19 protein-coding genes and 1 riboswitch are annotated in these 19,565 nt (G+C 63.1%); of the genes, 11 read left to right on the forward strand and 8 right to left on the reverse strand.

Annotated features, from left to right (window positions below; translation table 11 throughout):
• Positions 1-83 precede the first annotated feature (83 nt).
• Together B5G34_RS13940 and B5G34_RS13945 are read left to right on the forward strand one after the other, a co-directional pair.
• Positions 84-590, forward strand: a complete 507-nt coding sequence (locus B5G34_RS13940) for a sigma-70 family RNA polymerase sigma factor (protein WP_087338751.1) — start codon at positions 84-86, stop codon at positions 588-590.
• A gap of 52 nt (positions 591-642) precedes the next feature.
• On the forward strand, positions 643-1,116 hold the full coding sequence (locus B5G34_RS13945; protein WP_087338754.1) for a hypothetical protein: 474 nt from the start codon (positions 643-645) through the stop codon (positions 1,114-1,116).
• 44 nt (positions 1,117-1,160) lie between these two features.
• Here B5G34_RS13945 and B5G34_RS13950 read toward each other — a convergent pair whose 3' ends face one another.
• The 3 genes from B5G34_RS13950 to B5G34_RS13960 all read right to left on the reverse strand — a co-directional run bounded on the left by B5G34_RS13950 (position 1,161) and on the right by B5G34_RS13960 (position 4,466).
• Positions 1,161-2,015: a patatin family protein gene (locus B5G34_RS13950; protein ID WP_087338757.1), complete on the reverse strand. Its 855-nt coding sequence runs from the start codon at positions 2,013-2,015 to the stop codon at positions 1,161-1,163.
• A 17-nt stretch (positions 2,016-2,032) separates the two neighbouring features.
• A complete protein-coding gene (locus B5G34_RS13955; protein ID WP_087338759.1) occupies positions 2,033-3,385 on the reverse strand; it encodes an MATE family efflux transporter in 1,353 nt (450 codons plus the stop codon).
• 133 nt (positions 3,386-3,518) lie between these two features.
• Positions 3,519-4,466: an AEC family transporter gene (locus B5G34_RS13960; RefSeq protein ID WP_087338762.1), complete on the reverse strand. Its 948-nt coding sequence runs from the start codon at positions 4,464-4,466 to the stop codon at positions 3,519-3,521.
• Between the two features lie 133 nt (positions 4,467-4,599).
• Here B5G34_RS13960 and B5G34_RS13965 point away from each other — a divergent pair, with 133 nt between their 5' ends.
• The 7 genes from B5G34_RS13965 (at position 4,600) to B5G34_RS13995 (ending at position 12,695) form a co-directional block, all read left to right on the forward strand.
• Entirely contained in the window at positions 4,600-4,869 is a 270-nt protein-coding gene (locus B5G34_RS13965; protein WP_087338765.1) for a YlmC/YmxH family sporulation protein, read from the forward strand.
• 98 nt (positions 4,870-4,967) lie between these two features.
• A complete protein-coding gene (gene glmS, locus B5G34_RS13970) occupies positions 4,968-6,800 on the forward strand; it encodes a glutamine--fructose-6-phosphate transaminase (isomerizing) (protein WP_087338768.1) in 1,833 nt (610 codons plus the stop codon).
• Positions 6,801-6,827: 27 nt separating this feature from the next.
• Positions 6,828-8,402 (forward strand): ABC transporter substrate-binding protein, encoded by a 1,575-nt coding sequence (locus B5G34_RS13975; RefSeq protein ID WP_087338771.1) that lies wholly within the window; start codon positions 6,828-6,830, stop codon positions 8,400-8,402.
• A gap of 101 nt (positions 8,403-8,503) precedes the next feature.
• Positions 8,504-9,463, forward strand: coding sequence for an ABC transporter permease (locus B5G34_RS13980; protein WP_087338774.1), 960 nt, complete (start codon positions 8,504-8,506; stop codon positions 9,461-9,463).
• Positions 9,464-9,466: 3 nt separating this feature from the next.
• Positions 9,467-10,333 (forward strand): ABC transporter permease, encoded by an 867-nt coding sequence (locus B5G34_RS13985; protein WP_087338777.1) that lies wholly within the window; start codon positions 9,467-9,469, stop codon positions 10,331-10,333.
• Positions 10,334-10,386: 53 nt separating this feature from the next.
• A complete protein-coding gene (locus B5G34_RS13990) occupies positions 10,387-11,997 on the forward strand; it encodes a potassium/proton antiporter (RefSeq protein WP_087338780.1) in 1,611 nt (536 codons plus the stop codon).
• Positions 11,998-12,140: 143 nt separating this feature from the next.
• Entirely contained in the window at positions 12,141-12,695 is a 555-nt protein-coding gene (locus B5G34_RS13995; RefSeq protein ID WP_087338907.1) for a transcriptional regulator, read from the forward strand.
• 47 nt (positions 12,696-12,742) lie between these two features.
• Here the strand turns inward: B5G34_RS13995 and B5G34_RS14000 are convergent, their stop codons facing one another.
• Entirely contained in the window at positions 12,743-13,240 is a 498-nt protein-coding gene (locus tag B5G34_RS14000) for an SLOG family protein (RefSeq protein ID WP_087338784.1), read from the reverse strand.
• A gap of 138 nt (positions 13,241-13,378) precedes the next feature.
• Positions 13,379-13,508, forward strand: a riboswitch (FMN riboswitch).
• An 83-nt stretch (positions 13,509-13,591) separates the two neighbouring features.
• Here B5G34_RS14000 and B5G34_RS14005 point away from each other — a divergent pair.
• Together B5G34_RS14005 and B5G34_RS14010 are read left to right on the forward strand one after the other, a co-directional pair.
• Positions 13,592-14,197, forward strand: a complete 606-nt coding sequence (locus B5G34_RS14005) for an ECF transporter S component (RefSeq protein WP_242957063.1) — start codon at positions 13,592-13,594, stop codon at positions 14,195-14,197.
• Positions 14,198-14,334: 137 nt separating this feature from the next.
• Positions 14,335-16,041, forward strand: a complete 1,707-nt coding sequence (locus tag B5G34_RS14010) for an S-layer homology domain-containing protein (protein WP_087338786.1) — start codon at positions 14,335-14,337, stop codon at positions 16,039-16,041.
• Positions 16,042-16,101: 60 nt separating this feature from the next.
• Here B5G34_RS14010 and B5G34_RS14015 read toward each other — a convergent pair whose 3' ends face one another.
• The 4 genes from B5G34_RS14015 to B5G34_RS14030 all read right to left on the reverse strand — a co-directional run bounded on the left by B5G34_RS14015 (position 16,102) and on the right by B5G34_RS14030 (position 19,419).
• Positions 16,102-17,172 carry a hypothetical protein gene (locus B5G34_RS14015; protein ID WP_087338789.1) on the reverse strand — a complete coding sequence of 357 codons (1,071 nt, stop codon included), beginning with the start codon at positions 17,170-17,172 and terminating at the stop codon, positions 16,102-16,104.
• On the reverse strand, positions 17,169-17,708 hold the full coding sequence (locus B5G34_RS14020) for a sigma-70 family RNA polymerase sigma factor (RefSeq protein WP_087338792.1): 540 nt from the start codon (positions 17,706-17,708) through the stop codon (positions 17,169-17,171). Before B5G34_RS14020 ends, B5G34_RS14015 begins: the two co-directional genes overlap by 4 nt.
• A gap of 122 nt (positions 17,709-17,830) precedes the next feature.
• Positions 17,831-18,874, reverse strand: coding sequence for a hypothetical protein (locus B5G34_RS14025; protein WP_087338795.1), 1,044 nt, complete (start codon positions 18,872-18,874; stop codon positions 17,831-17,833).
• Positions 18,875-18,879: 5 nt separating this feature from the next.
• Positions 18,880-19,419, reverse strand: coding sequence for a sigma-70 family RNA polymerase sigma factor (locus B5G34_RS14030; protein ID WP_087338798.1), 540 nt, complete (start codon positions 19,417-19,419; stop codon positions 18,880-18,882).
• Positions 19,420-19,565: the final 146 nt, after the last annotated feature.

Raw genomic sequence — 19,565 nt, forward strand, 5'->3', positions numbered from 1 at the left:
AGCCCGCGGTGAGATTTTATGGGGCGCTGAGGGGTATTCCTGGTGAAAGGCCTTTCAAACCAACCCACAGAAAGGGAGTAGTCATGACCGACGAGACATTTGAACAGGCGGCCCGGACCTATGGGGATATGCTCTACCGGGTGGCCTACCACGCCCTGCGCACCCGGGCGGACGCGGAGGATGTGGTGCAGACCGTGCTCCTCAAGCTCTACCAGCAGGAGGGCTTTGAGAGTGAGGACCATCTGAAGCACTGGCTGCTGCGGGTGGCGGTCAACGAGAGCCGGAAGGTACTGCGTTCCTTCTGGCGCCGCCGGGCGGTGCCGCTGGAGGAGCGGGACGAGGCCCCGTTTCCTGCGGAGGACCGCAGGGAGGAGGTGTTTCAGGCGGTGATGGCGCTGGATGGGAAGTACCGCCTGACCATCTATCTCTATTATTTCGAGGGCTGCTCCGTCAAGGAAACGGCGGCGGCTATGGGGGTCAAGCCCTCCACAGTACAGACCTGGCTCCAGCGGGCCCGGGCCCGGCTGCGCCGGACGCTTTCGGAAGAAGAGGAGGAGAACGATGATGTTCGACCACAACGCGTACCGTGAACGATGCTCGGAGCTTCACGTCTCCGAAGAAGCCCTACAGGAGGTCATTGAAATGGCAGAACAGAAGCAGAAAAAGCCGGTCCGCCGCCCGCTGCGGGTGGGCCTGATCGCCGCCGCGGTGACCGCGGCCCTGATGGTGACCGTAAGCGCCGCAAACCCCGAGGCGCTGGAAGGCCTGCTGGCCACCATTCGCACATCTACATCGCTGGGCGATTATCGGGAAGAGATCGTGATGGATGACACTGGTGAGACGGTCACCGCCCTGTGCCTGCCCGAGACGGAGGTGGAGGAGAAGGACGGCCGCATCATCCTCACCGTGGACGGGGAGGAGACTGACATCACCGACGCCATGGAGCAGGAGGGCAGCTACCTCTGGACCCGGGAGGACGAGGGAGCCAAGGTCTCCGTTCAGGTCACCCTGGATGAGGAGGGAAAGCCCGTGGCTGTGACCAACGTGGCTCTGCCTGACGGTACCGGAGCAGATGCCGGTATGGTCATGGTCACCGAGACAGGTGAAGAGGAGTGAGATATAAAAAGGACCCGGGCGGCAGCTGCCGCCCGGGTCCTGCTTTATTGTCCGGCCAGAAAGGCTCTGACTTCATCCAGCCGTTCCGTACCCTCGTCGTAGCCGTCCTGCCACAGGGCCCGGATTTTGGCCACGTCCCGCTCGGTGCGGCTGAAGCCCTGGGTGTTGTGGGGAGCGAAGAGGAGCACCCTGCCCTCCTTCTCCAGCTGAAAGAGCTTTTCCCGGGCCTCGTTGTAGGTGTCGGCCCGGCGGCGCATGGTGTCACAGAACTTAGGATACTTCCGGTAAAACCGGTCGATGATGGGCTGGAGCTTTTCGGGCTGCCTCCGGAAGGACCGCTCCCGGGTGAGCACCACGATGACCCGGTCACAGCCCTTGTCAAAGGCCCGGTCAAAGGGAATGGCGTCGGCGGCTCCGCCGTCCAGAAAGGGCTTTCCATCGATGTGAAAGATGGGGAAGAGGAGGGGCATGGCGCAGGTGGCCTGGAGGATGGTAAAGGTTTTGTCGCTCCGGTCCACCGGCAGATATTCCGCTTTGCCGGTGTCCAGGTTGGTCACCGCCGCCTCCACCTCGCCGGGGAAGGCGTTGAAGGTGTCGTAATCAAAGGGAATGAGCTGGTTTGGAATGGTGTCAAACACAAATTCCAGTCCAAAATAAGCCCGGTTGTTCCGGCGGAGCAGGTTGCCCATGCCCATGTACCGCTTGTCGTTGGCGTAGTTTACCATAATATCCAGGTTGCGGCCGATCTGTCTGGACACATAGCTGACGCCGTAGGCGATACCGGCGGAGACGCCGATGACATAATCCGGCATGACATTGCCGGTGAGCAGGGCGTCGCACACACCGGAGGAGAAGATGGTGCGGATAGCGCCTCCCTCCAGCACGATCCCGGTCTTCATGGACAACACATCCTTTCTTACATGGACAGCAGGTTTTTGCGGCACCAGGTCCCGCTGCGCCACCGCAGCAGGAAGAGCACCGCCCGCAGGCATTCGTCGCAGGCCATGGCGATCCACAGCCCCGCCAGACCCAGGCCCATGGGCACCGCCAGCACAAAGCCGCCCACCACGGCGGTGAGCCAGGCGCTGAAGATGCAGATGGTGATGGGAAAGCGGATGTCGCCGCAGGCCTGGAGGACCCGGCACATGACCATGTTCACCGCCCGGCCCAGTTCCAGGGGGATCTCGATGATCATGATGATACGGAAGAGCTCCAGCACCTGGGGGTCCTTGGTGAACAGGCCCAGCAGAGGCTGGCAGAATACCAGCAGCACCACCGCCATCAGCCCCGAGATGGCAAGAGAGGCCAGCAGAGTGCGCTTGACCAGCCGGTCCACATCCCCGGTCCGTCCGGCCCCCATGAGATGGGCGGCCATGACCTGAGCGGCCTGGGAGATGGCGGAGCCGAACATGTAGGTCAGCATGGCGAACATGTTGGCGTACACCCGGGTGTTGATGACGAAGATGGCAAACAGGTTGCAGATGGACTGGATGGCCACCTGGGACAGGTTGTAGGAGATGGACTCGCCGCCGGCGGGGATGCCGATGCGCAGCAGCCGCCGCAGCTGGTCGGCGGGGAAGGGGCGCAGCAGCTTCAGGGAGAGCACGGGGCCGAACTTCCGGCGGAAGAGCACGGCGATGAGGATGACTCCCACCACACGGGAGATGTCGCTGGACAGGGCGGCACCTGCCACACCCAGGGCGGGCAGGCCGAAGGCTCCGCCGATGAGCACTGCGTTACCTCCGATGTTGAGCAGGTTCATGGTCACCGCCACGATCATGCTCTCCTTCATCATCTGGTTGGAGCGGAAAAAAGCGGTAAAGGTGAGGTAGACCGCCTGGAACACCATGCCGCCGCCGATGATGCGCAGGTACAGGCAGCTGCGGTCCATGATTTCCGCCGGCATTTGCATCAGGGTGAAGATGGGGCCGCACAGGCCAATGAGAATGGCCCCCACCGCCAGACCGAAGAGGGCGTTGACCACCAGGGAGAGGGTGTAGGTCTCGTTGACCCGCCGTTTGTCCTCCGCCCCCAGGTAGCGGGAGAGCAGGATGGTGGAGGCGGTGGAGATCACCGAGAAGACCAGCAGCACCAGGTTGGTGATCTGGTTGGCGTTGCCGATGGCGCCCACGCCGTTGGGGTCGAAGTGGCCCACCATGACCTGGTCGGCGTTGCCCACCAGCATCTGGAGCAGCAGCTCGATAAAGATAGGCCAGGTGAGGGAGAGAATGCCCGGCTCGCGCCGGCGGAGTGGGGCTTGTTGTTCCATGGGACGGCAACCTTTCCAAATTGAAATCAGAGCACCGTACTAGTATAGTAACTTTGGCCCAAATTACAAGAGGGAAAAGCGCTGTCTTTTCCGGCCCTGCGGCCGGCATGTCTGTTGATTTTGGCGGAAGGGGTCAGATCAGGGCCAGGGACCGGAGCAGGTAGAGCCACAGGGTGAGGGTAAAGGCGCTGAAAGCGGTGGTGAGCATGACGGTGCTGGAGGTGAGGGTTCCCTCGTGGCCCATATTGCGGGCCATGACAAAGCAGCTGACGGTGGTGGGGCTGCCCAGCATGGTGAGGGCGGCCACCAGCTTGTCGTCCCGGAAGCCCATGGCCACGGCGATGGGCAGGAAAATGGCCACAAAGACCACCAGCTTGAGAGCGGTGGCGGAGAGGGCGGGCTTGATGCGGCCGATGGCCTTCTTCCAGTCGAAGGAGGCGCCCAGAGCCATCAGCCCCAGAGGGGTGCCGGTGGCCGCCACGCTGTTCACCGTCTTGGTGAGGATGGCGGGCTGGGGGATGCGCAGCAGGGTCCACACCAGACCCACCACGATGCCCAGAATGATGGGGTTGGTGATGATCCCCTTGACCACCTTCTTCATGGCTCCTTTGGACAGCCCCTTCTGGCTGGGACTGGTGAGGGAGAGCACGGCCACCGCCGCCGCGTTGTACAGGGGCACCGCGCCGATGATGATGAGGCTGGCGGCCCCGGCGCTGCCGTAGAGGTTTTCCAAAAAAGCGGCCCCAAGCAGGGCCACGCTGCTGCGGTAGCCCACCTGGATGAACTCTCCCCGCAGAGGGGGCTCCTTCAGCAGGCGGCTGAGCAGGGCGGTGAGCAGGATGGAGGCCAGGGTGGCCAGCAGGCAGAACACCACAAAGGCGGTGTCCCACACCTCGAAGAAGTCAGAGCCCGTCAGATCCTTGAAGAGCATGACGGGCAGACCCACCTTAAAGACGTAGCTGTTGAGCTTGTCGGCAAACGCCTGGCTGAAAAAGCCCATTTTCCGGAAGGCCACGCCCAGCAGCATGAGCAGAAAAATAGGAATGGTACCGTTGAGACAGTAGATCAGATTGTCCAGCATGACGCTCTCCTCCACACACATAACATCCTATTTATTATAGGCGCTGGAGTTCCCTGGCGCAAGATTACCGGCAGGTAAGTATACTGGGTCAACCTGTGGCGGGCATAGAGATGGGAAGAAGGGGGGATGCCCGATGGAATGCCGGGGATACGAGCTGCGGTGCAAGGAGATCATCAACATGACCGACGGCAGCCGGGTGGGCTATGTGGGGGACGTGGTGGTGGATCTGGAGGAGGGAAAGGTGACCGCCCTGGTGGTGCCGGGACGGCTGCGGCTCTTCGGTCTGCTGGGCCGGGAGCCCGACGTGATCTTTCCCTGGTCGGCGGTGCGCCGCTTCGGGGCGGACACCATTCTGGTGGAGGGGGCGCAGGTCAGACAGAGGGACCGGCGGGAGCGGACCTAAATTCGGCCGTTCTGCCATTGTTTTACCAACGTTTTCGTGCTATAATCCTAATTTAAGTACCATAGATCAACCACGTCAAACCCATCAGGAGGAGCGCTATGTGCGGGATCGTTGGATTTGTAGGAAGGGATGAGGCCGCGCCCATTTTGCTGGATGGTCTTTCCAGACTGGAGTACCGGGGGTATGACTCCGCCGGAGTCGCGGTATACGGAGCGGAGGAAGGCATGCAGGTGGCCAAGGCCAAGGGCCGGCTCCAGGTGCTCCACGACCTGGTCAAGGGGGGTTCCACCCTCCACGGCACCATCGGCGTGGGTCACACCCGCTGGGCCACCCACGGGGCCCCGTCGGATGTGAATTCCCACCCCCAGGTCAGCGAGAACGGCCGGTTTGCGGTGGTCCACAACGGCATCATTGAAAATTACGCCGAGCTACGGGAATTTCTCCAGTCGGAGGGCGTGCAGTTCGTCTCGGACACCGATACCGAGGTGGCCGCCCAGCTGCTGGAATATTATTATCAGGGAAACCTGCTGGAGGCAGTGGTGCGCACCCTCCATACCATCCGGGGCGCCTACGCCCTGGGCATCCTGTGCGCCGACTGCCCCGACCGGCTCATCGCCGCCCGGAAGGACAGTCCTTTGATCCTGGGCTTCGGAGACGGGGCCCACTATCTGGCCAGCGACGTCACCGCCCTCATCAAGTACACCCGGGAGGTGTGCTGGCTGGAGGACGGGGAGATCGCCGAGCTTACCGCCGACCACCTGTGGGTGTACGACTCCTACCTGCGCCCGGTGGAGAAGGAGCGCCGCCATGTGGACTGGGAGATCTCGGCGGCGGAGAAGGGCGGCTATGAGCACTTCATGATCAAGGAGATCATGGAGCAGCCCGAGGCCGTCCGCAAGACCATCTCTCCCCGGATCAAAGACGGCCGGGTGGTGCTGGACGACTGGGGGCTCACCGCCCGGGAGCTGGAGGAGATGGACCGGCTGTATGTCATCGCCTGCGGCTCCTCCTACCATGTGGGCGTGGCGGCCAAGTATATCCTGGAAAAGCTGCTGCGCAAGCCGGTGGAGGTGACCCTGGCCTCTGAGTTCCGCTACTGCGACCCCATTGTGACCGAGCACACCCTGGCCCTGGTCATCAGCCAGTCCGGCGAGACCATCGACACCCTGGCCGCCATGCGGGAGGCCAGACGGCTGGGGGCCAAGGTGGTGTCCATCGTCAACGTGGTGGGCTCCACCATCGCCCGGGAGAGCGACACCGTGCTCTACACCTGGGCGGGACCGGAGATCGCCGTGGCCACCACCAAGGCCTATTCCACCCAGCTGGCGGTGATCTACCTCATCGGCCTGTACTGCGCCGATCTGCTGGGCACCATCAGCCGGGCGGAGTACGACACCATTTTGACCGAGCTTCAGCGTATTCCGGACAAGCTGGAGGAGATCCTGCAGGACCGGGAGGACATCCAGTACTTTGCCACCCTGTACTTCAACCGCCACTCCATGTTCTTCATTGGCCGCAACCTGGACTACGCCGTGGGCCTGGAGGGCTCCCTGAAGTTGAAGGAGATCTCCTATATCCACTCGGAGGCCTACGCCGCCGGCGAGCTCAAGCACGGCACCATCTCCCTCATCGAGCCGGGTACCCTGGTGGTGGCCCTGGCGGGGTGCGGGCCGCTGTTTGAAAAGACGGTGAGCAACGCGGTGGAGGTCAAGAGCCGGGGGGCCGACCTGCTTGGCCTCACCACCCGGGACAAGGCGGCCCAGCTGGGCCGGACGGCGGACCACGTGATCGCCATCCCCGAGACCCATCCTGTGCTGCTGCCCTCCCTGGAGGTGGTCCCCATGCAGCTGTTCGCCTACTACACGGCGCTGCAGCGGGGGTGTGACATTGATAAGCCGAGGAACCTTGCAAAATCGGTGACTGTGGAATAAAAAGGAAGAGAAGGACGGAGGAACGACATGAAACGACTGATCGCATTGCTGCTGGCCGCGGCCCTGGCCCTTGGCCTGACCGCCTGCGGCGGGGAAGAGCCTACCGCAGAGCAGGTGACGGTGCGCTACGGCCTGTCCAATGCCTGGGATTCCCTGATGCCCTACAACAGCCCTTCGGGCAGCAACTACACCCGCATCATCTGCGACAAGATCTATGACCGGCTGGCCTATGTCCATGCCGACGGCACGCTGGACCCCAGAGGGGCTGTCAGCTGGGAGAGCGCCGACGACGGCATGGCGGTGCTCTTCCACCTGGATGAGAAGGCCGCCTTCCATGACGGCACCCCGGTGACCGCTCAGCACTGGGCGGACACCATCGCCCTGATGACCGATCCCAACTGCCCCGCCCTGGGCCGGTCGGTATTCTCCGTGCTGGCCGGCACCGATGACAACGGCGCGGCCCTGGATGGGGAGACACTGGGGGCGGAGGCGGTGGACGACCACACCCTGAAGCTCACCTTCAAGAGTCCCACCACCCCCGAGGATTTCCTGCTGGACAAGAACCGGGAGTTCTATGTGCTGCCCACCCACCTGATGGAGGGGGTGGACCCCGTCCAGATCATGGAGCTGGACCTGTGGGACGCCCCTGTGGGCTCCGGTCCCTGCAAGTTTGTGGAGGAGATCCCCGGCAGTCAGCTGGTGCTGGAGATCAACCAGGACTATCAGCTGGGCTGTCCCGACTTTGACCGGCTTGTCATTACGGTGATGGATAAGTCCAACCTGCTGCCCTCTGTCATCTCGGGGGACCTGGACTACTATGCCTTCGGCGGCAACGTGTCGGTGGAGGACGCCGAGACTGCCCGCTCCTCCGGCCTGGAGGTGGTGGAGGGTGAGGTGCCCAACACCTTCTATGAGCTGATGCTCAACTGCGAGACCATCCCCAGTGCAGAGGTCCGCCGGGCCATCGACCTGGCCCTGGACAAGGAGGCTCTGTGCCTCCAGTCCACCCAGGGCCTGGGTGAGCCTACCGCCACCGATGTGACCCCCGGTACCGAGTACACCTGCTCTCTCACCTGGGAGCGGGACGTGGATCAGGCCCGCACCCTGCTGGAGCAGGGGGGCTATGACGGGCGGACCTACACCCTGGCCTGTACCTCCAACCGGGCCGGTCTGGCCTCCCTCATGCAGCAGGAGCTGGCTGAGGTGGACATGAATGTGACCATCGAGACGGTGGACTCCGCCGCCCTCTTTTCCGGCATGGCCGACGGAAAGTACGACATGGCCATCGCCAGCCACACCCCCGGCGCCCTGCCCCTGTGGTTCACTGAGAGCCGCCTGAGCCAGGGCAACAACATCTTCCACATCGCCGACCTGGAGCCCTATACCTATTATATCGAGCAGATCGGCGCCGCCTCCGGCTGGGAGACCCGCCAGGTGCTGCTGGATAAGCTCCAGGAGCTGCTGGCCGATCAGCGGCCCTTCATCCCCCTGTGGTTCGGACGCACCCTCCATGTGCAGTCCCCCACGGTGGACAACATCGACTACCCCTCTTCCAGCTTCTCCAACGAGAACATCTGGGCGTGGCGGATGAAGGAAGCCTGACCGGCCCCTGACCAAACCAACAGAAAAAACCTCCGTAGGGCCGCCGCCCATAGCGGCCCGTGCCCCATCCGGGGCCGGAAGTGCAGGAGGAAGCGAACAGTATGGGACGATATCTCCGCCGCCGTCTGCTGACGGCCATTCCGGTGTTCTTCGGGATCACCATTCTGGTATTTTGTATGCTCAACCTGGCCCAGGGCTCCATCCTGGACCTGATGGGGGAGGGGAGCGGCGCCACCGACGCCGACCGGGCGGCCCTGGCGGCCTCCCTGGGACTGGACCTGCCCCTGCCCCAGCGCTATCTGACCTGGCTGGGAGACCTGCTCCGGGGGGACCTGGGGGTCTCCTACGCCAACGGCAAGCCGGTGGCCGGCCTCATCGCCCAGCGGGTGGGACCCTCCCTGCTGCTCACCGGCACCGGCGTGGTGCTGGCGGTGGCCATCGCTCTGCCCCTGGGGGTGCTGGCGGCCTGGAAGCCCCGGTCGGGCTGGGACCGGGTTGCCTCCGCCCTCAGCCTCATCAGCTTCGGCGTGCCCGGCTTTTTTCTCTGTCTGGCGGGCATCTTTCTCTTTTCCATTACTCTGGGCTGGCTGCCTGCCAACGGTATGTATGCCGCCGGGCGGTTTTCCGGTCTGGCCGATCTGCTCCGCCACCTGATCCTCCCCGCCGGGGTGGTGTGCCTGAGCAGCGTGGGGGAGCTGGTGAAGCAGACCCGGGCCGCCTGTCTGGAGGCCCTGGGGGAGGACTATATCCGCACCGCCCGGGCCAAGGGACTCACCGACGGGGCCGTCATGGTGCGCCACGCTTTCCGGGGTGCCCTCATCCCGGTGCTCACCACCATCCTCAGCCACATCCCCCACATCCTGGGCGGCTCCGTGGTGGTGGAGCAGATCTTTGGCTGGCCCGGCATGGGCAGCCTGCTCTTTTCCGGCATCTCGGGCCGGGACTACACCGTGGTGATGGGAGTCACTGTGGTGATCGCCCTGGCGGTACTCCTGACCAACCTGCTCCTGGACCTGGTCTACGGACTGGCGGACCCCAGGGTGCGTTACGGAAAGGAGTAGGCCATGGAAGAAACGCGACTGAACCGGAGCCCCTGGACACGGTTCCGGGCGGACCGGCGGGCCATGGCCTGCCTGATCGTCCTCTGTCTGGAGGTGCTGGCGGTGCTGCTGCTGCCCCCTCTGCTGGGCCTGGAGCCCAACGTCAGCGATTTGGAGGCCGGCTTCTGGGCCCCTCCGTCAGCGGAGCACCCCCTGGGCACCGACGACGTGGGCCGGGATCTGCTGGCCCGGCTGCTCAGCGGGGGAAGGGTGTCTTTGTTTATCGGCCTGACCTCCGCCGCCATCAGCGGTCTGGTGGGGGTGCCTCTGGGCCTGCTGGCGGGCTACCGCCGGGGGGCCTGGGAGTTCTGGATCATGCGGCTGGCCGATATTTTCCAGACCTTCCCCTCCATCGTGCTGGTGCTCTGCCTGGTGACGGTGGCGGGTCCGTCGGCTACCAACATCGTGCTGGTGCTGGGCCTGCTGGGCTGGACCGGCATCGCCCGACTGGTGTACGGCAACACCTTGGCGGCCCGGGAGCGGGAGTATGTGCTGGCAGCCCGTGCCCTGGGGGCCCGGACGGGCACCATCCTGCGGCGGAACGTGCTGCCTAACGTGGTATCCCCGGTATGGTGCTCCATCCCCTTGCGGGCGGGGCGGGCCATTTTGTCCGAGTCCAGTCTCAGCTTTCTGGGCTTCGGCATCCGCACTCCCCAGGCCTCCTGGGGCAATATGATCCAGTATGCCAGCAATCTGACGGTGCTCACCGCCCGGCCCTGGGTGTGGGTGCCGCCGGGACTGTGTATCATCCTGACGGTGCTCTGTCTGGCGGGCATCGGGGACGGCCTGCGGGACGCCCTGGACCCCCGGTTCGACCACAGGAAAGGATAAAGCTCCGGCCCGGACAGGACCGGAACCTTTTTCTCAACCAGAGGAGGTAATAGATGGTAAATATGCTGCTGTTATGCGGAGCGGTGCTGGTGGCCTGCATCCTGGCCAGCCGCTTTTCCCGGCGGGCAGGGGTGCCCGCCCTGCTGCTTTTCATGGCCCTGGGCATGCTCTTCGGCTCCGACGGGCTGCTGCGCATCCCCTTTGACGACTTCAGGGCGGCGGAGCAGATCTGCTCGGTGGCCCTTATCTTCATCATGTTCTACGGCGGCTTCGGTACCCGGTGGGAGGCGGCCAGACCGGCGGCGGCCCGGGCGGTAGTGCTCTCCACTCTGGGCGTGGTGGTAACCGCGCTGCTCACCGCCCTGTTCTGCCGCTTTGTGCTGGGCTTCACGCCCCTGGCCAGCTTTCTCACCGGTGCGGTCATCAGCTCCACCGACGCGGCGTCGGTGTTCTCCATCCTGCGCTCCAAGAAGCTGAGCCTGCGGGACCATACCGCCTCGCTGCTGGAATTGGAGAGCGGAAGCAACGACCCGGTGTCCTACATGCTGACCATGATCGCCCTCTCTCTGATGGGGGTAGGGGGCAGCAGCAATCTGGCCTGGATGATCTTTGCCCAGGCGGTCTTCGGCGCGGCTCTTGGGCTGGCGGTGGCCTGGCTGTCCATTCTGGTGCTGCGGCGGCTCACTCTGTCCGACGGCCTGGACTCCATTTTTGTGTTCTCCGCCGCCCTGCTGGCCTATGCCCTGCCTGCGGCGGTGGGGGGCAACGGCTACCTGGGGGCTTATCTGGCGGGCATCCTGCTGGGCAACGCAAAAATCCCCCACAAGGCCGCCCTGGTCCACTTCTTTGATGGGCTCACCGGACTGGCCCAGATCCTGATCTTCTTCCTGCTGGGCCTGCTGGCCTTCCCGCGGCAGCTGCCCGGGGTGCTGCTGCCGGCGGTGGCCATCGCCCTTTTCCTGACCTTCGTGGCCCGGCCGGCGGCGGTCTTCCTGCTGCTCAGGCCCTTCCGGTGCTCCATGCGGCAGTGCCTGCTGGTATCCTGGGCCGGGCTGCGGGGCGCGGCCTCCATCGTGTTCGCCATCATGGCCCTGGCAGGCGGGGCGGAGATCGGACATGATCTGTTCCATATCGTGTTCTGTATCTCCCTGCTGTCGGTGGCGGTACAGGGCTCCCTGCTGCCCGTGGTGGCCCGACGGCTGGACATGGTGGACACGGAGGACAGCGTCAGCCGCACCTTCAACGATTACCAGGACCAGCGCCAGCTCCACCTGACCCGGTTCCGTATTGGCCCCGGCCACCCCTGGGAGGGAAAGCCGGTAGGGGAGTGCCACCTGCCCGCCGACGCCCTGGTAGTCACCATCCGCCGGGGGGAGGAGAGCCTCATCCCCAACGGCGGCACGGTGATCCGGGCGGGGGACCTGCTGGTGGTGAGCACCCCGGTCTACCAGGACGACGGCGGCGTCAGCCTGCGGGAGCTGCCGGTGGAGGACCACCGGGACTGGATCGGCCGCACCATCCGTGAGCTGGACCTGCCGGCGGAGGTGCTCATCGTGCTGGTACGCCGGGCGGACGGTACCACCGCCGTGCCAAAGGGGGGCACGGTGCTCCGCCAGGGGGACACCCTGGTGGTCAGTGAGGCCGACAATGGGAAACCGGCATAAACCGGGAAAAATGTACCTGATGAGGGAAAACCTCTTGCCATTACCAGATGGTAAGTGTTATCATAATTGTTGGAATGATAACAAAGGCCGGGCCATATAGGGAGCAAATATGGGCGGCTTGACGGTAAAGGGGGACCACGTTGGTGGATTATACGATCGACCTCACAGAAAAGAAGCAGTTCCGGGTCATGCTCAATCCGGTACGGCAGGAGATGATCCATCTGCTGCGGCTGGTGGCCAGGCCGCTGTCGGCCAACCGGGTGGCGGAGCTGATGCAGCTGTCTCCCAGCGCGGCCCATTCCCATTTAAACAAGCTGGTAAAGATGGGACTGGTATCCGCCCAGGAGGGGACCCGGCCCGACGGCATCAAGACCACCTATTACCAGATGCGGGATGTAAAGCTGCGGCTCTGCCTGGGACGGAAGGACGCCTTCCAGGGGGAGCGGGAGGCCCTGGCCGCCAACCTGGTGGACAGCACCTTCCGGACCATGCTGGAAAATGTGTACCGCTATGACGAGCAGGAGCTGCCCGACTACGGCATCCTCCGGTTCGGCGCACTCCACCTGGACACCGCCCAGCGAAAGGAGCTGATGGAGCTGGTGGAGCGCTATCTGGAGGAGCATGGCGCTCCCCGGCCTGAGGCGGAGGAGCACTGGGAGTACGTAGTCCTGGCCTACCGGGCGGGGGAAGAACTGTAAAACATAAGCGGACGGAGAGGGGAGACCCCTTTCCGTCCGATTTTTCGTTACAGGTAGATGATGTCCAGCTTCAGCCCCTGCTTCATGGCGTAGCTGATGGTGTACATGGTGCCCCCCAGCATACCGTCATAGATGGCGATGAGCCGGTCGGCGTGGTCCACCAGGTAGCGGTTGCGCCGGAGCATGCAGCCCTTGTCATAATGGCGCTGCACCATAGTCTCTCCGTCGCAGGCGGCCACCAGGCCATAGTACCGGTCCCGGTCCTTCTCGCTCCATCGGGCGGCCTGTTCCTCACAGGGGATGACCGCCTCCAGGGTGACTCCGGGCCGGCGCTCCCGCAGCTCCAGCACCGCCTCGCAGAAGTAGAAGTCCGCCCCCCGTGCCATGCCGCATAAAAAATGGCGGCACCCGGCCTCATAGGCCGCCTCCACCGCTGCTGCCAGCTTGTCCTTGATCTCCAGGCAGCGGGGGTCCTGCTCGTCCTCCCCCCAGGGCAGCTTCTCCGGCCGGTGCCCGGTGAAGCAGCAGCTGACGTCCCGTCCCATGGTGCGCCTCCTTGTTTGCTCTTTTACATATTGTATGCGATTCGCAGGAACAAGTCAATAAAAGATAGAACATTTGTTTCTTAAAAAAGCGGTTGCAAATCGCAACAGAAGGTGTATAATAGGGTCAGACAACTGAATGACTGTCTTCAGGGCAGGGTGAAAATCCCGATCGGCGGTAAAGTCCGCGAGCCAGCTATGGCCGACCCGGTGGAACTCCGGGACCGACAGTGACGCGCACGGCGCGAAGTCTGGATGGAAGAAGATGTGTTGAAATTGCGCACGCTCCTTTGATTTTAACACCTGGAAGACAAGCTCTTTCAGATGTTATCTTAATCAAGAGGAGTGTTTTTTATGACCAGTTCTGTTTCCGCCCGGCGGAGAGTGGGGGCCCGGCCCATTACGGTGACCGCCATGTTTTCTGCGGTGGCCTTTGTGCTCATGTTCCTGGAGTTCTCCCTGCCCATCATCCCCAGCTTTGTGAAGATGGACGTGTCGGAGCTGCCCGCCCTGTTGGCCGCCTTCGGCCTGGGCCCGGTGTACGGCGTGGTGGTCTGCCTGGTGAAGAACCTGCTCCACCTGCTCATTACCACCACCGGCGGCGCCGGTGAGCTGGGCAACTTCCTGCTGGGCGCCTGCTTCGTGTTCCCGGCGGGCCTGATCTACCAGCTCCATAAGTCCCGCAAGACCGCCATCCTGGGCGCTCTGGTGGGCGCGGTGATCATGGCTCTGCTGTCCATCCCCCTGAACTACTACATCACTTACCCTGTGTATGCCAACTTTATGCCCATCGACACCATCATCAGCATGTATCAGGCCATCCGTCCCTCCGTGGACGGCCTGCTGGAGTGCCTTATGGTCTTCAACGCCCCCTTCACTCTGTTGAAGGGCTTGCTGGATGCGGTACTCTGCTTCCTGATCTACAAACCTCTGTCCCCCCTGATCCACGGAAAAAAGTAAGAGATGAAAAAATGACCGCCGGAAGGCGGTCATTTTTTTGTGGCCGCCAGCCATTCAACCTTCCGCAGGATATCATTGTGTGTTTGGAAATGCCGTGCTAAAATAGAAACAGTATAAATTTGTCAGGAGGGAGCCCCATGAAAAAGTTTCTGTCCTTCGCACTGGCGTTGATGCTTTGCATGGCATTGACTCCGCCGGCGGCAGCCAATGATACCCTGACTGCCGGAGAATATTCCACCGTTTCCTGCAGCTGGCGATTTACAGCTGCCATTGATACCGAAGGCGTCTTGTGGACCTGGGGGAGCAATGAATACGGTATGCTGGGCACAGGCAGTGAGATCGCCAATACGGCCACCCCGGTGCGCGTCATGGACAATGTGGTATCTGTGGTCTGCGGGTATGAACACGTAGCGGCCATCCGGAGCGACGGCTCCCTCTGGGTCTGGGGGAACAACCGGTTCGGTCAGCTGGGCAACGACGGAGCCGGCAATGCCGGCAAGGCGCCCGCCAATTATCAGACCGTCCCTGTCAAAATCATGGAGGATGTGGCCATGGTGGACTGCGGGCTCAGCTATACCGCCGCATTGAAGACCGATGGCTCTCTGTGGACCTGGGGAAATATCTCCGGAGGTGTGCTGGGAAACGGATTTACCTGGAATGACAACCGGGGGTCGGCAGCATGCCAGACCGTTCCTGTCAAGATCATGGAGGACGTGGCCCTCATCCGATGCGGCAGCACCCATATGGCAGCCATCAAAACCGACGGCTCTCTGTGGACCTGGGGTAAAAATGATTCCGGGCAATTAGGAAACGGCGGGATCTACAATCAGGAGATAAAACAGCCTTACCCCCTGCCCCCCTCCAAGCAGCAGACCCTGCCTGTCAAGATCATGGATCGTGTGGCCGATGTGTGGTGCATGGATGATTTTATGGTCATCCAAAGGCTGGACGGGACCATCTGGTGCTGCGGGCAGGAGTATGACAGCCCGTTCAATGACATTCTGCGTGAGGGGACCAATGTTCCGGTAAAGACCACCATGCGGAACATTGCTTCCTTTGGAAACCTGTCCTACCTGACAGAGGACGGCACCCTGTGGATGTGGGGATTCCCTGTGGGCCAGACGACACCGGTCAAGGTCTTGGACCATGTGGCGGGGGTGAGCTACAGCACCAACGGGCACGGCCATTATATGGCGGTGCGGGACGACAACACCCTGTGGGGGTGGGGCTACAATGAGGAGGGCCAGCTGGCCCTGACGCAGGTGCAGGCTTGGCAGGAGCAAAGGACTCCCGTCAAAGTGAGGGACGGCATCGCCGTTTCCGGGGCGGCCCCCACCCCCTCGGTACCCACGGTGGCCGGGTTCTCCGATGTGTACGAAACCGATTACTACGCCGATGCCGTGTCCTGGGCCAAGGAGAAGGGAGTCACCGGCGGGACCTCCGCCACCACCTTTTCCCCCGATCATACCGTGACCCGCGCCGAAGCGGTGACCTTCCTGTGGCGGGCCGCGGGATCGCCTCAGCCTGCCTCGGCGGTGTCGCCCTTTGCCGATGTGACAGACTCCGGCGCCTACTACTATTCTGCCGTTCTGTGGGCAGCGGAGCAGGGGATCACCGGCGGCGTGGGCAATGGTCAGTTCGGACTGAGTGCTGCGCTGTCCTACGATCAGATCCTGACCATGCTGCAGCGTGCCGCGGGCGAAGCCACCTCCGGCGGCGACTGGTCGGCGGCGGCAGTGAGCTGGGCGGCGGAAAATGGCCTCACCAACGGTCTGGACTTTACAGCCAAGGACAGCTGTCCCAGGTCCGATGTAGTGTACTGCCTGTGGAAACAGCTGGCCTGAACAATCAAATGAAAGGCAACCCGCCCCGGTGATCCGGGGCGGGTTTTTTAAGCAGTTGGGCTAGGGCAGGGGAATGACCCAATCCAGGTCCACACACCGGTGCACCAAACCTTCGTCCATGTCATCGTATGCGTAGCAAACAGACGCAATGCGCACGGCGGTGATGGGGCCGGTGTCCTGGGTGAGCAGGATCTCCTGAGGGTATCCCGCCCCATTTGTGCCGCCGGGACGGCGGGGAACCCCCTGGTAACAGGTCCCGTCTTCCTCCATAAACTGGACCCCATAGATGGGTTCCGCCTGCAGCTCCACCAGGGACTTCCACCACTCCTCTTGGTTGCTCATGGCGCCGTAGAGGGACAGGCGGCGGCCGTCCGCCGAGACCAGAGCGGTGACCTGGACCTCGCCCATGGTGCGCTGCTCACAGACTGCCGCGATCTCCTCCGGCGGAGCCAGGGTCAGCGTCACTTCCGTGGCCTGATCGGTCAGATAGTCCTCCACCCGAAGGGTATAGCTTTCAGCCGGATTTGCCGCCTCGTAGGTAAAGACGGCCTGGGCATAGGTCTGATAGCCTTCCGGCAGGTAGCGCCGGCCCAGATATTGCTCCTCCCCCAGGGGAGAGAAGGAGATGCGCTTGCGCTCCAGCGCGGTGTACTGCCCCGTAGAGTAGGAGCCGTTGTCCTGCAGATCCAGGAAGGGATTGCTGCCCGCCAGGTTTTGCCCGTCCTGGCTGGCCTCGATCTTGACGTACAGGGTTTGATAAGCGCCGCCGCTGCGCCGCTCCTCCGACCTGGAGACCACCTCCAGGGGGACGAAGAGAAAGCCGTCCCGGGCATAGGCCCCGGAGATGAGATAGGTGCGGCCGCTGAGCTCAAATTCCAGCTCGCCTTCCTGGATGCGGAGATCATCCCCCGATTCCGCCGCTCCCACCCCGGAGAAATAGCGGATGAGGGTCTGCACCCCTGTAGCCAGAACCCGGTAGTTGGTCAGGCACAGAATGAGGGCCAGACAGGCCGCCAGGGCCCCCAGCCGCCGCCAGGAGAGGGGGCGGGCCGGTTTGCGGGCGAGGGCCTCCTCCGTCAGGGCCAGCATGTCCTCCGTATCCAGCAGTTGGTCCCAGTTATAGCATTTCATGGTCCGTCCTCCTTTCCGCTCCAGCCCAGCCCCTGCCGGGCCAGCAAATTTTTCAGCTTCCTGCGCAGGCGGACCACCCGGGCGTCCACTCCGTTGGCCGACAGGCCCAGGGTGTGCCCGATCTCCGCCGAGGGCCACTGATAGAGAAAGCGCAGGGTGAACAGCTGCCGTTCCGCTTGACTCAGCTCCGCCAGAGCCCGGCGCAGGCCGTCCCGCAGGGCGGCCTCCTCGGTGTGGTCCTCCGCCCGGAGGGCTCCTGCATGGTCCTCCAGGGGCTCCTCCCGCCGGGCCGCCAGCCTCCGCCGGCGGTCCAGGGCCCGGCTGCGCACCAGCACGCACAGGTAGGTCCTTTCGCTGCCCTTGGCCGGGTCCCACTTCTCCGGGGCGTCCACATAGGCCCACACCGCATCCTGTACGCACTCCTCCGCGTCCTCCGGATGGCCGGGCAGCAGGGAAGCGGCCACGGTGTGGAGCAGTTTGCCGTACAGCTCCCAGATCCGCTGGGCGGCGCTGTCCCGGTCCAGTGTCATGTCCATGCGTTTCCCCCCTTTCACTCTACAGTACGACGGGACGGACTCAATCCTGACGCCAGTGTACCAATTTTCTGCTTCAAATGCAAAAAAGTCCCGCCTCCGGCTTGACCGGAGGCGGGTATTTGTTATTCCTGGGGCAGCTGGATGACCCAGTTCAGATTTTCGTAGCAACGCTCCTGATCACTGGATCTTGTCGAGAAGAAAATTTTACTGATCTCCACCGCGGTGATGGGCTCATTTACCTCCACCCGGGGATAGTACTCCACATGCTCAAACCCCACCAGGTAGGTGTTGTGGAAGTAGGCCGGATAGCGCTTGCCGGAGGCGCCGATGAACTGAAGTTCCAGAGAGTGGCCAAGCGGGTCATACTCTGATAACTCCGACCACTCCACGAAATTGGTGACGCCGGAGCCGTCCTCGCTGACCAGTACAGTCACCGTACCCTCCGGGAAGGTACGGCTGTCTGTTACTGCCGCCTTGGCCTCTGCCTGGATCAGGTTCAGCTCCTTTTCGTAGGTAAAAGTCTGGTACCCTTCGATTACCGAGTCGTCGATAAAGGTGATCCGGAGCCGGTAGTTCTCTCCCGCAAAGTCCCCCACCTGAAACAGGGAGGAGTGGGAGCCGTAGGTGCGGTACCCTGCCTCCCGCAGGGCCGCCCCTTCCGGACTGCCCCAGTCGTTGAGATCCTCGTAGCTGGCCGCAGACTTGTCCACCGCCTCTTCCTGGGACAGCCAGGGACCATCCCCGTCTGCGGGGGGCAGCAGCTCCATCTCAAAGCTGTAGTCGGGTACGCCGGTGTTCACATCCGCCCCCGGCTCCAGGCGGGTGGACAGGTATTCCATCTCCACAAAGAGATGCCCGCCGGACTGATAGGCGTCCAGATGGTAGGTCCAGGTGCCGTCGGTCCAGGTGAGGGGCTCCTCCAGCACCAGCACCGGGGTGCCCTGATCCACCGCGCCCACCCCGGAGAAGTAATCCACGATCCGTTTGACCCCCGCCGCCAGAGCCTGGTAGTTGGCCAGGCACAGGATGAGAGCCAGACAGGCCGCCAGGGCTCCCAGCCGCCTGGGGTTGAAGGTGTGCCTTTTTTCGGCAGGGGAGGCCATGGCCTCGTCGGTGAGGCGGGCCAGATCCTCCGCCTCCAGCAGTTGGTCCAATTCATACCGCATTTGGGTCACTCCTTTCCGTCCATCACGATGCCCTGAATGGCCAGCAGCTTTTTCAGCTTCTTCCGCAGCCGATTCACCCGGGTGGTGACGGCACTCTGGCGCAGTCCCAGGGCCCGGCCGATTTCTCCGCCGTCCCACTCATACACGAACCGCAGGGTGAAGAGCTTCCGCTCCTCCGCCGTCAGCCCCTCCAGGGCCCTGCGCAGCCCGTCCCGCACCGCCGTACGCTCGGTGCCGTCGGGCACGGTGAAGGCCAGGGTATGTTCCTCCAGCGGTTCCGCCGCCCCGGCCAGCAGCTGCTTCCGGCGGTTCTTGGCCCGGCTGCGGGCCAGCATGCACAGATAGGTCTTTTCACTGCCCCTGGCCGGGTCCCACTTGTCCGGGCCCTGGAGGAACTCCCACAGCACATCCTGGGTACACTCCTCCACGTCCTCCGGGGTGCCCGCCCGGTCCAGGATGCGGCTCACCACCGTCCGCACCAGGACATGATAAGTGTTGTAGATCCGATTTGCCTCCCGGTCCTCCGCCGGTATGGTCCGCTCCATGCCTCCAACCCCCTTTCACCCTACAGTACCACGCCGGAGGTGGTTTTGTCACACCATGCCGCAAAAATAAATTAGAACAGATGTTTGACTTCTGCAAAAAGAAAGCATATAATAGAATCAAAGATCATATGATTGCCGAGAGGGGA

This window comes from Flavonifractor sp. An82, from assembly GCF_002159265.1.
Lineage (GTDB): Bacteria > Bacillota > Clostridia > Oscillospirales > Oscillospiraceae > Flavonifractor.

What these genes read in the sequence shown, in the direction of transcription:
- B5G34_RS13940 (WP_087338751.1), top strand. Translation starts at nt 84, where the DNA reads ATGACCGACGAGACATTTGAACAGGCGGCCCGGACCTATGGGGATATG.
- B5G34_RS13945 (WP_087338754.1), top strand. Translation starts at nt 643, where the DNA reads ATGGCAGAACAGAAGCAGAAAAAGCCGGTCCGCCGCCCGCTGCGGGTG.
- B5G34_RS13950 (WP_087338757.1), bottom strand. Translation starts at nt 2,015, where the DNA reads ATGAAGACCGGGATCGTGCTGGAGGGAGGCGCTATCCGCACCATCTTC.
- B5G34_RS13955 (WP_087338759.1), bottom strand. Translation starts at nt 3,385, where the DNA reads ATGGAACAACAAGCCCCACTCCGCCGGCGCGAGCCGGGCATTCTCTCC.
- B5G34_RS13960 (WP_087338762.1), bottom strand. Translation starts at nt 4,466, where the DNA reads ATGCTGGACAATCTGATCTACTGTCTCAACGGTACCATTCCTATTTTT.
- B5G34_RS13965 (WP_087338765.1), top strand. Translation starts at nt 4,600, where the DNA reads ATGGAATGCCGGGGATACGAGCTGCGGTGCAAGGAGATCATCAACATG.
- glmS (WP_087338768.1), top strand. Translation starts at nt 4,968, where the DNA reads ATGTGCGGGATCGTTGGATTTGTAGGAAGGGATGAGGCCGCGCCCATT.
- B5G34_RS13975 (WP_087338771.1), top strand. Translation starts at nt 6,828, where the DNA reads ATGAAACGACTGATCGCATTGCTGCTGGCCGCGGCCCTGGCCCTTGGC.
- B5G34_RS13980 (WP_087338774.1), top strand. Translation starts at nt 8,504, where the DNA reads ATGGGACGATATCTCCGCCGCCGTCTGCTGACGGCCATTCCGGTGTTC.
- B5G34_RS13985 (WP_087338777.1), top strand. Translation starts at nt 9,467, where the DNA reads ATGGAAGAAACGCGACTGAACCGGAGCCCCTGGACACGGTTCCGGGCG.
- B5G34_RS13990 (WP_087338780.1), top strand. Translation starts at nt 10,387, where the DNA reads ATGGTAAATATGCTGCTGTTATGCGGAGCGGTGCTGGTGGCCTGCATC.
- B5G34_RS14000 (WP_087338784.1), bottom strand. Translation starts at nt 13,240, where the DNA reads ATGGGACGGGACGTCAGCTGCTGCTTCACCGGGCACCGGCCGGAGAAG.
- B5G34_RS14005 (WP_242957063.1), top strand. Translation starts at nt 13,592, where the DNA reads ATGACCAGTTCTGTTTCCGCCCGGCGGAGAGTGGGGGCCCGGCCCATT.
- B5G34_RS14010 (WP_087338786.1), top strand. Translation starts at nt 14,335, where the DNA reads ATGAAAAAGTTTCTGTCCTTCGCACTGGCGTTGATGCTTTGCATGGCA.
- B5G34_RS14015 (WP_087338789.1), bottom strand. Translation starts at nt 17,172, where the DNA reads ATGAAATGCTATAACTGGGACCAACTGCTGGATACGGAGGACATGCTG.
- B5G34_RS14020 (WP_087338792.1), bottom strand. Translation starts at nt 17,708, where the DNA reads ATGGACATGACACTGGACCGGGACAGCGCCGCCCAGCGGATCTGGGAG.
- B5G34_RS14025 (WP_087338795.1), bottom strand. Translation starts at nt 18,874, where the DNA reads ATGCGGTATGAATTGGACCAACTGCTGGAGGCGGAGGATCTGGCCCGC.
- B5G34_RS14030 (WP_087338798.1), bottom strand. Translation starts at nt 19,419, where the DNA reads ATGGAGCGGACCATACCGGCGGAGGACCGGGAGGCAAATCGGATCTAC.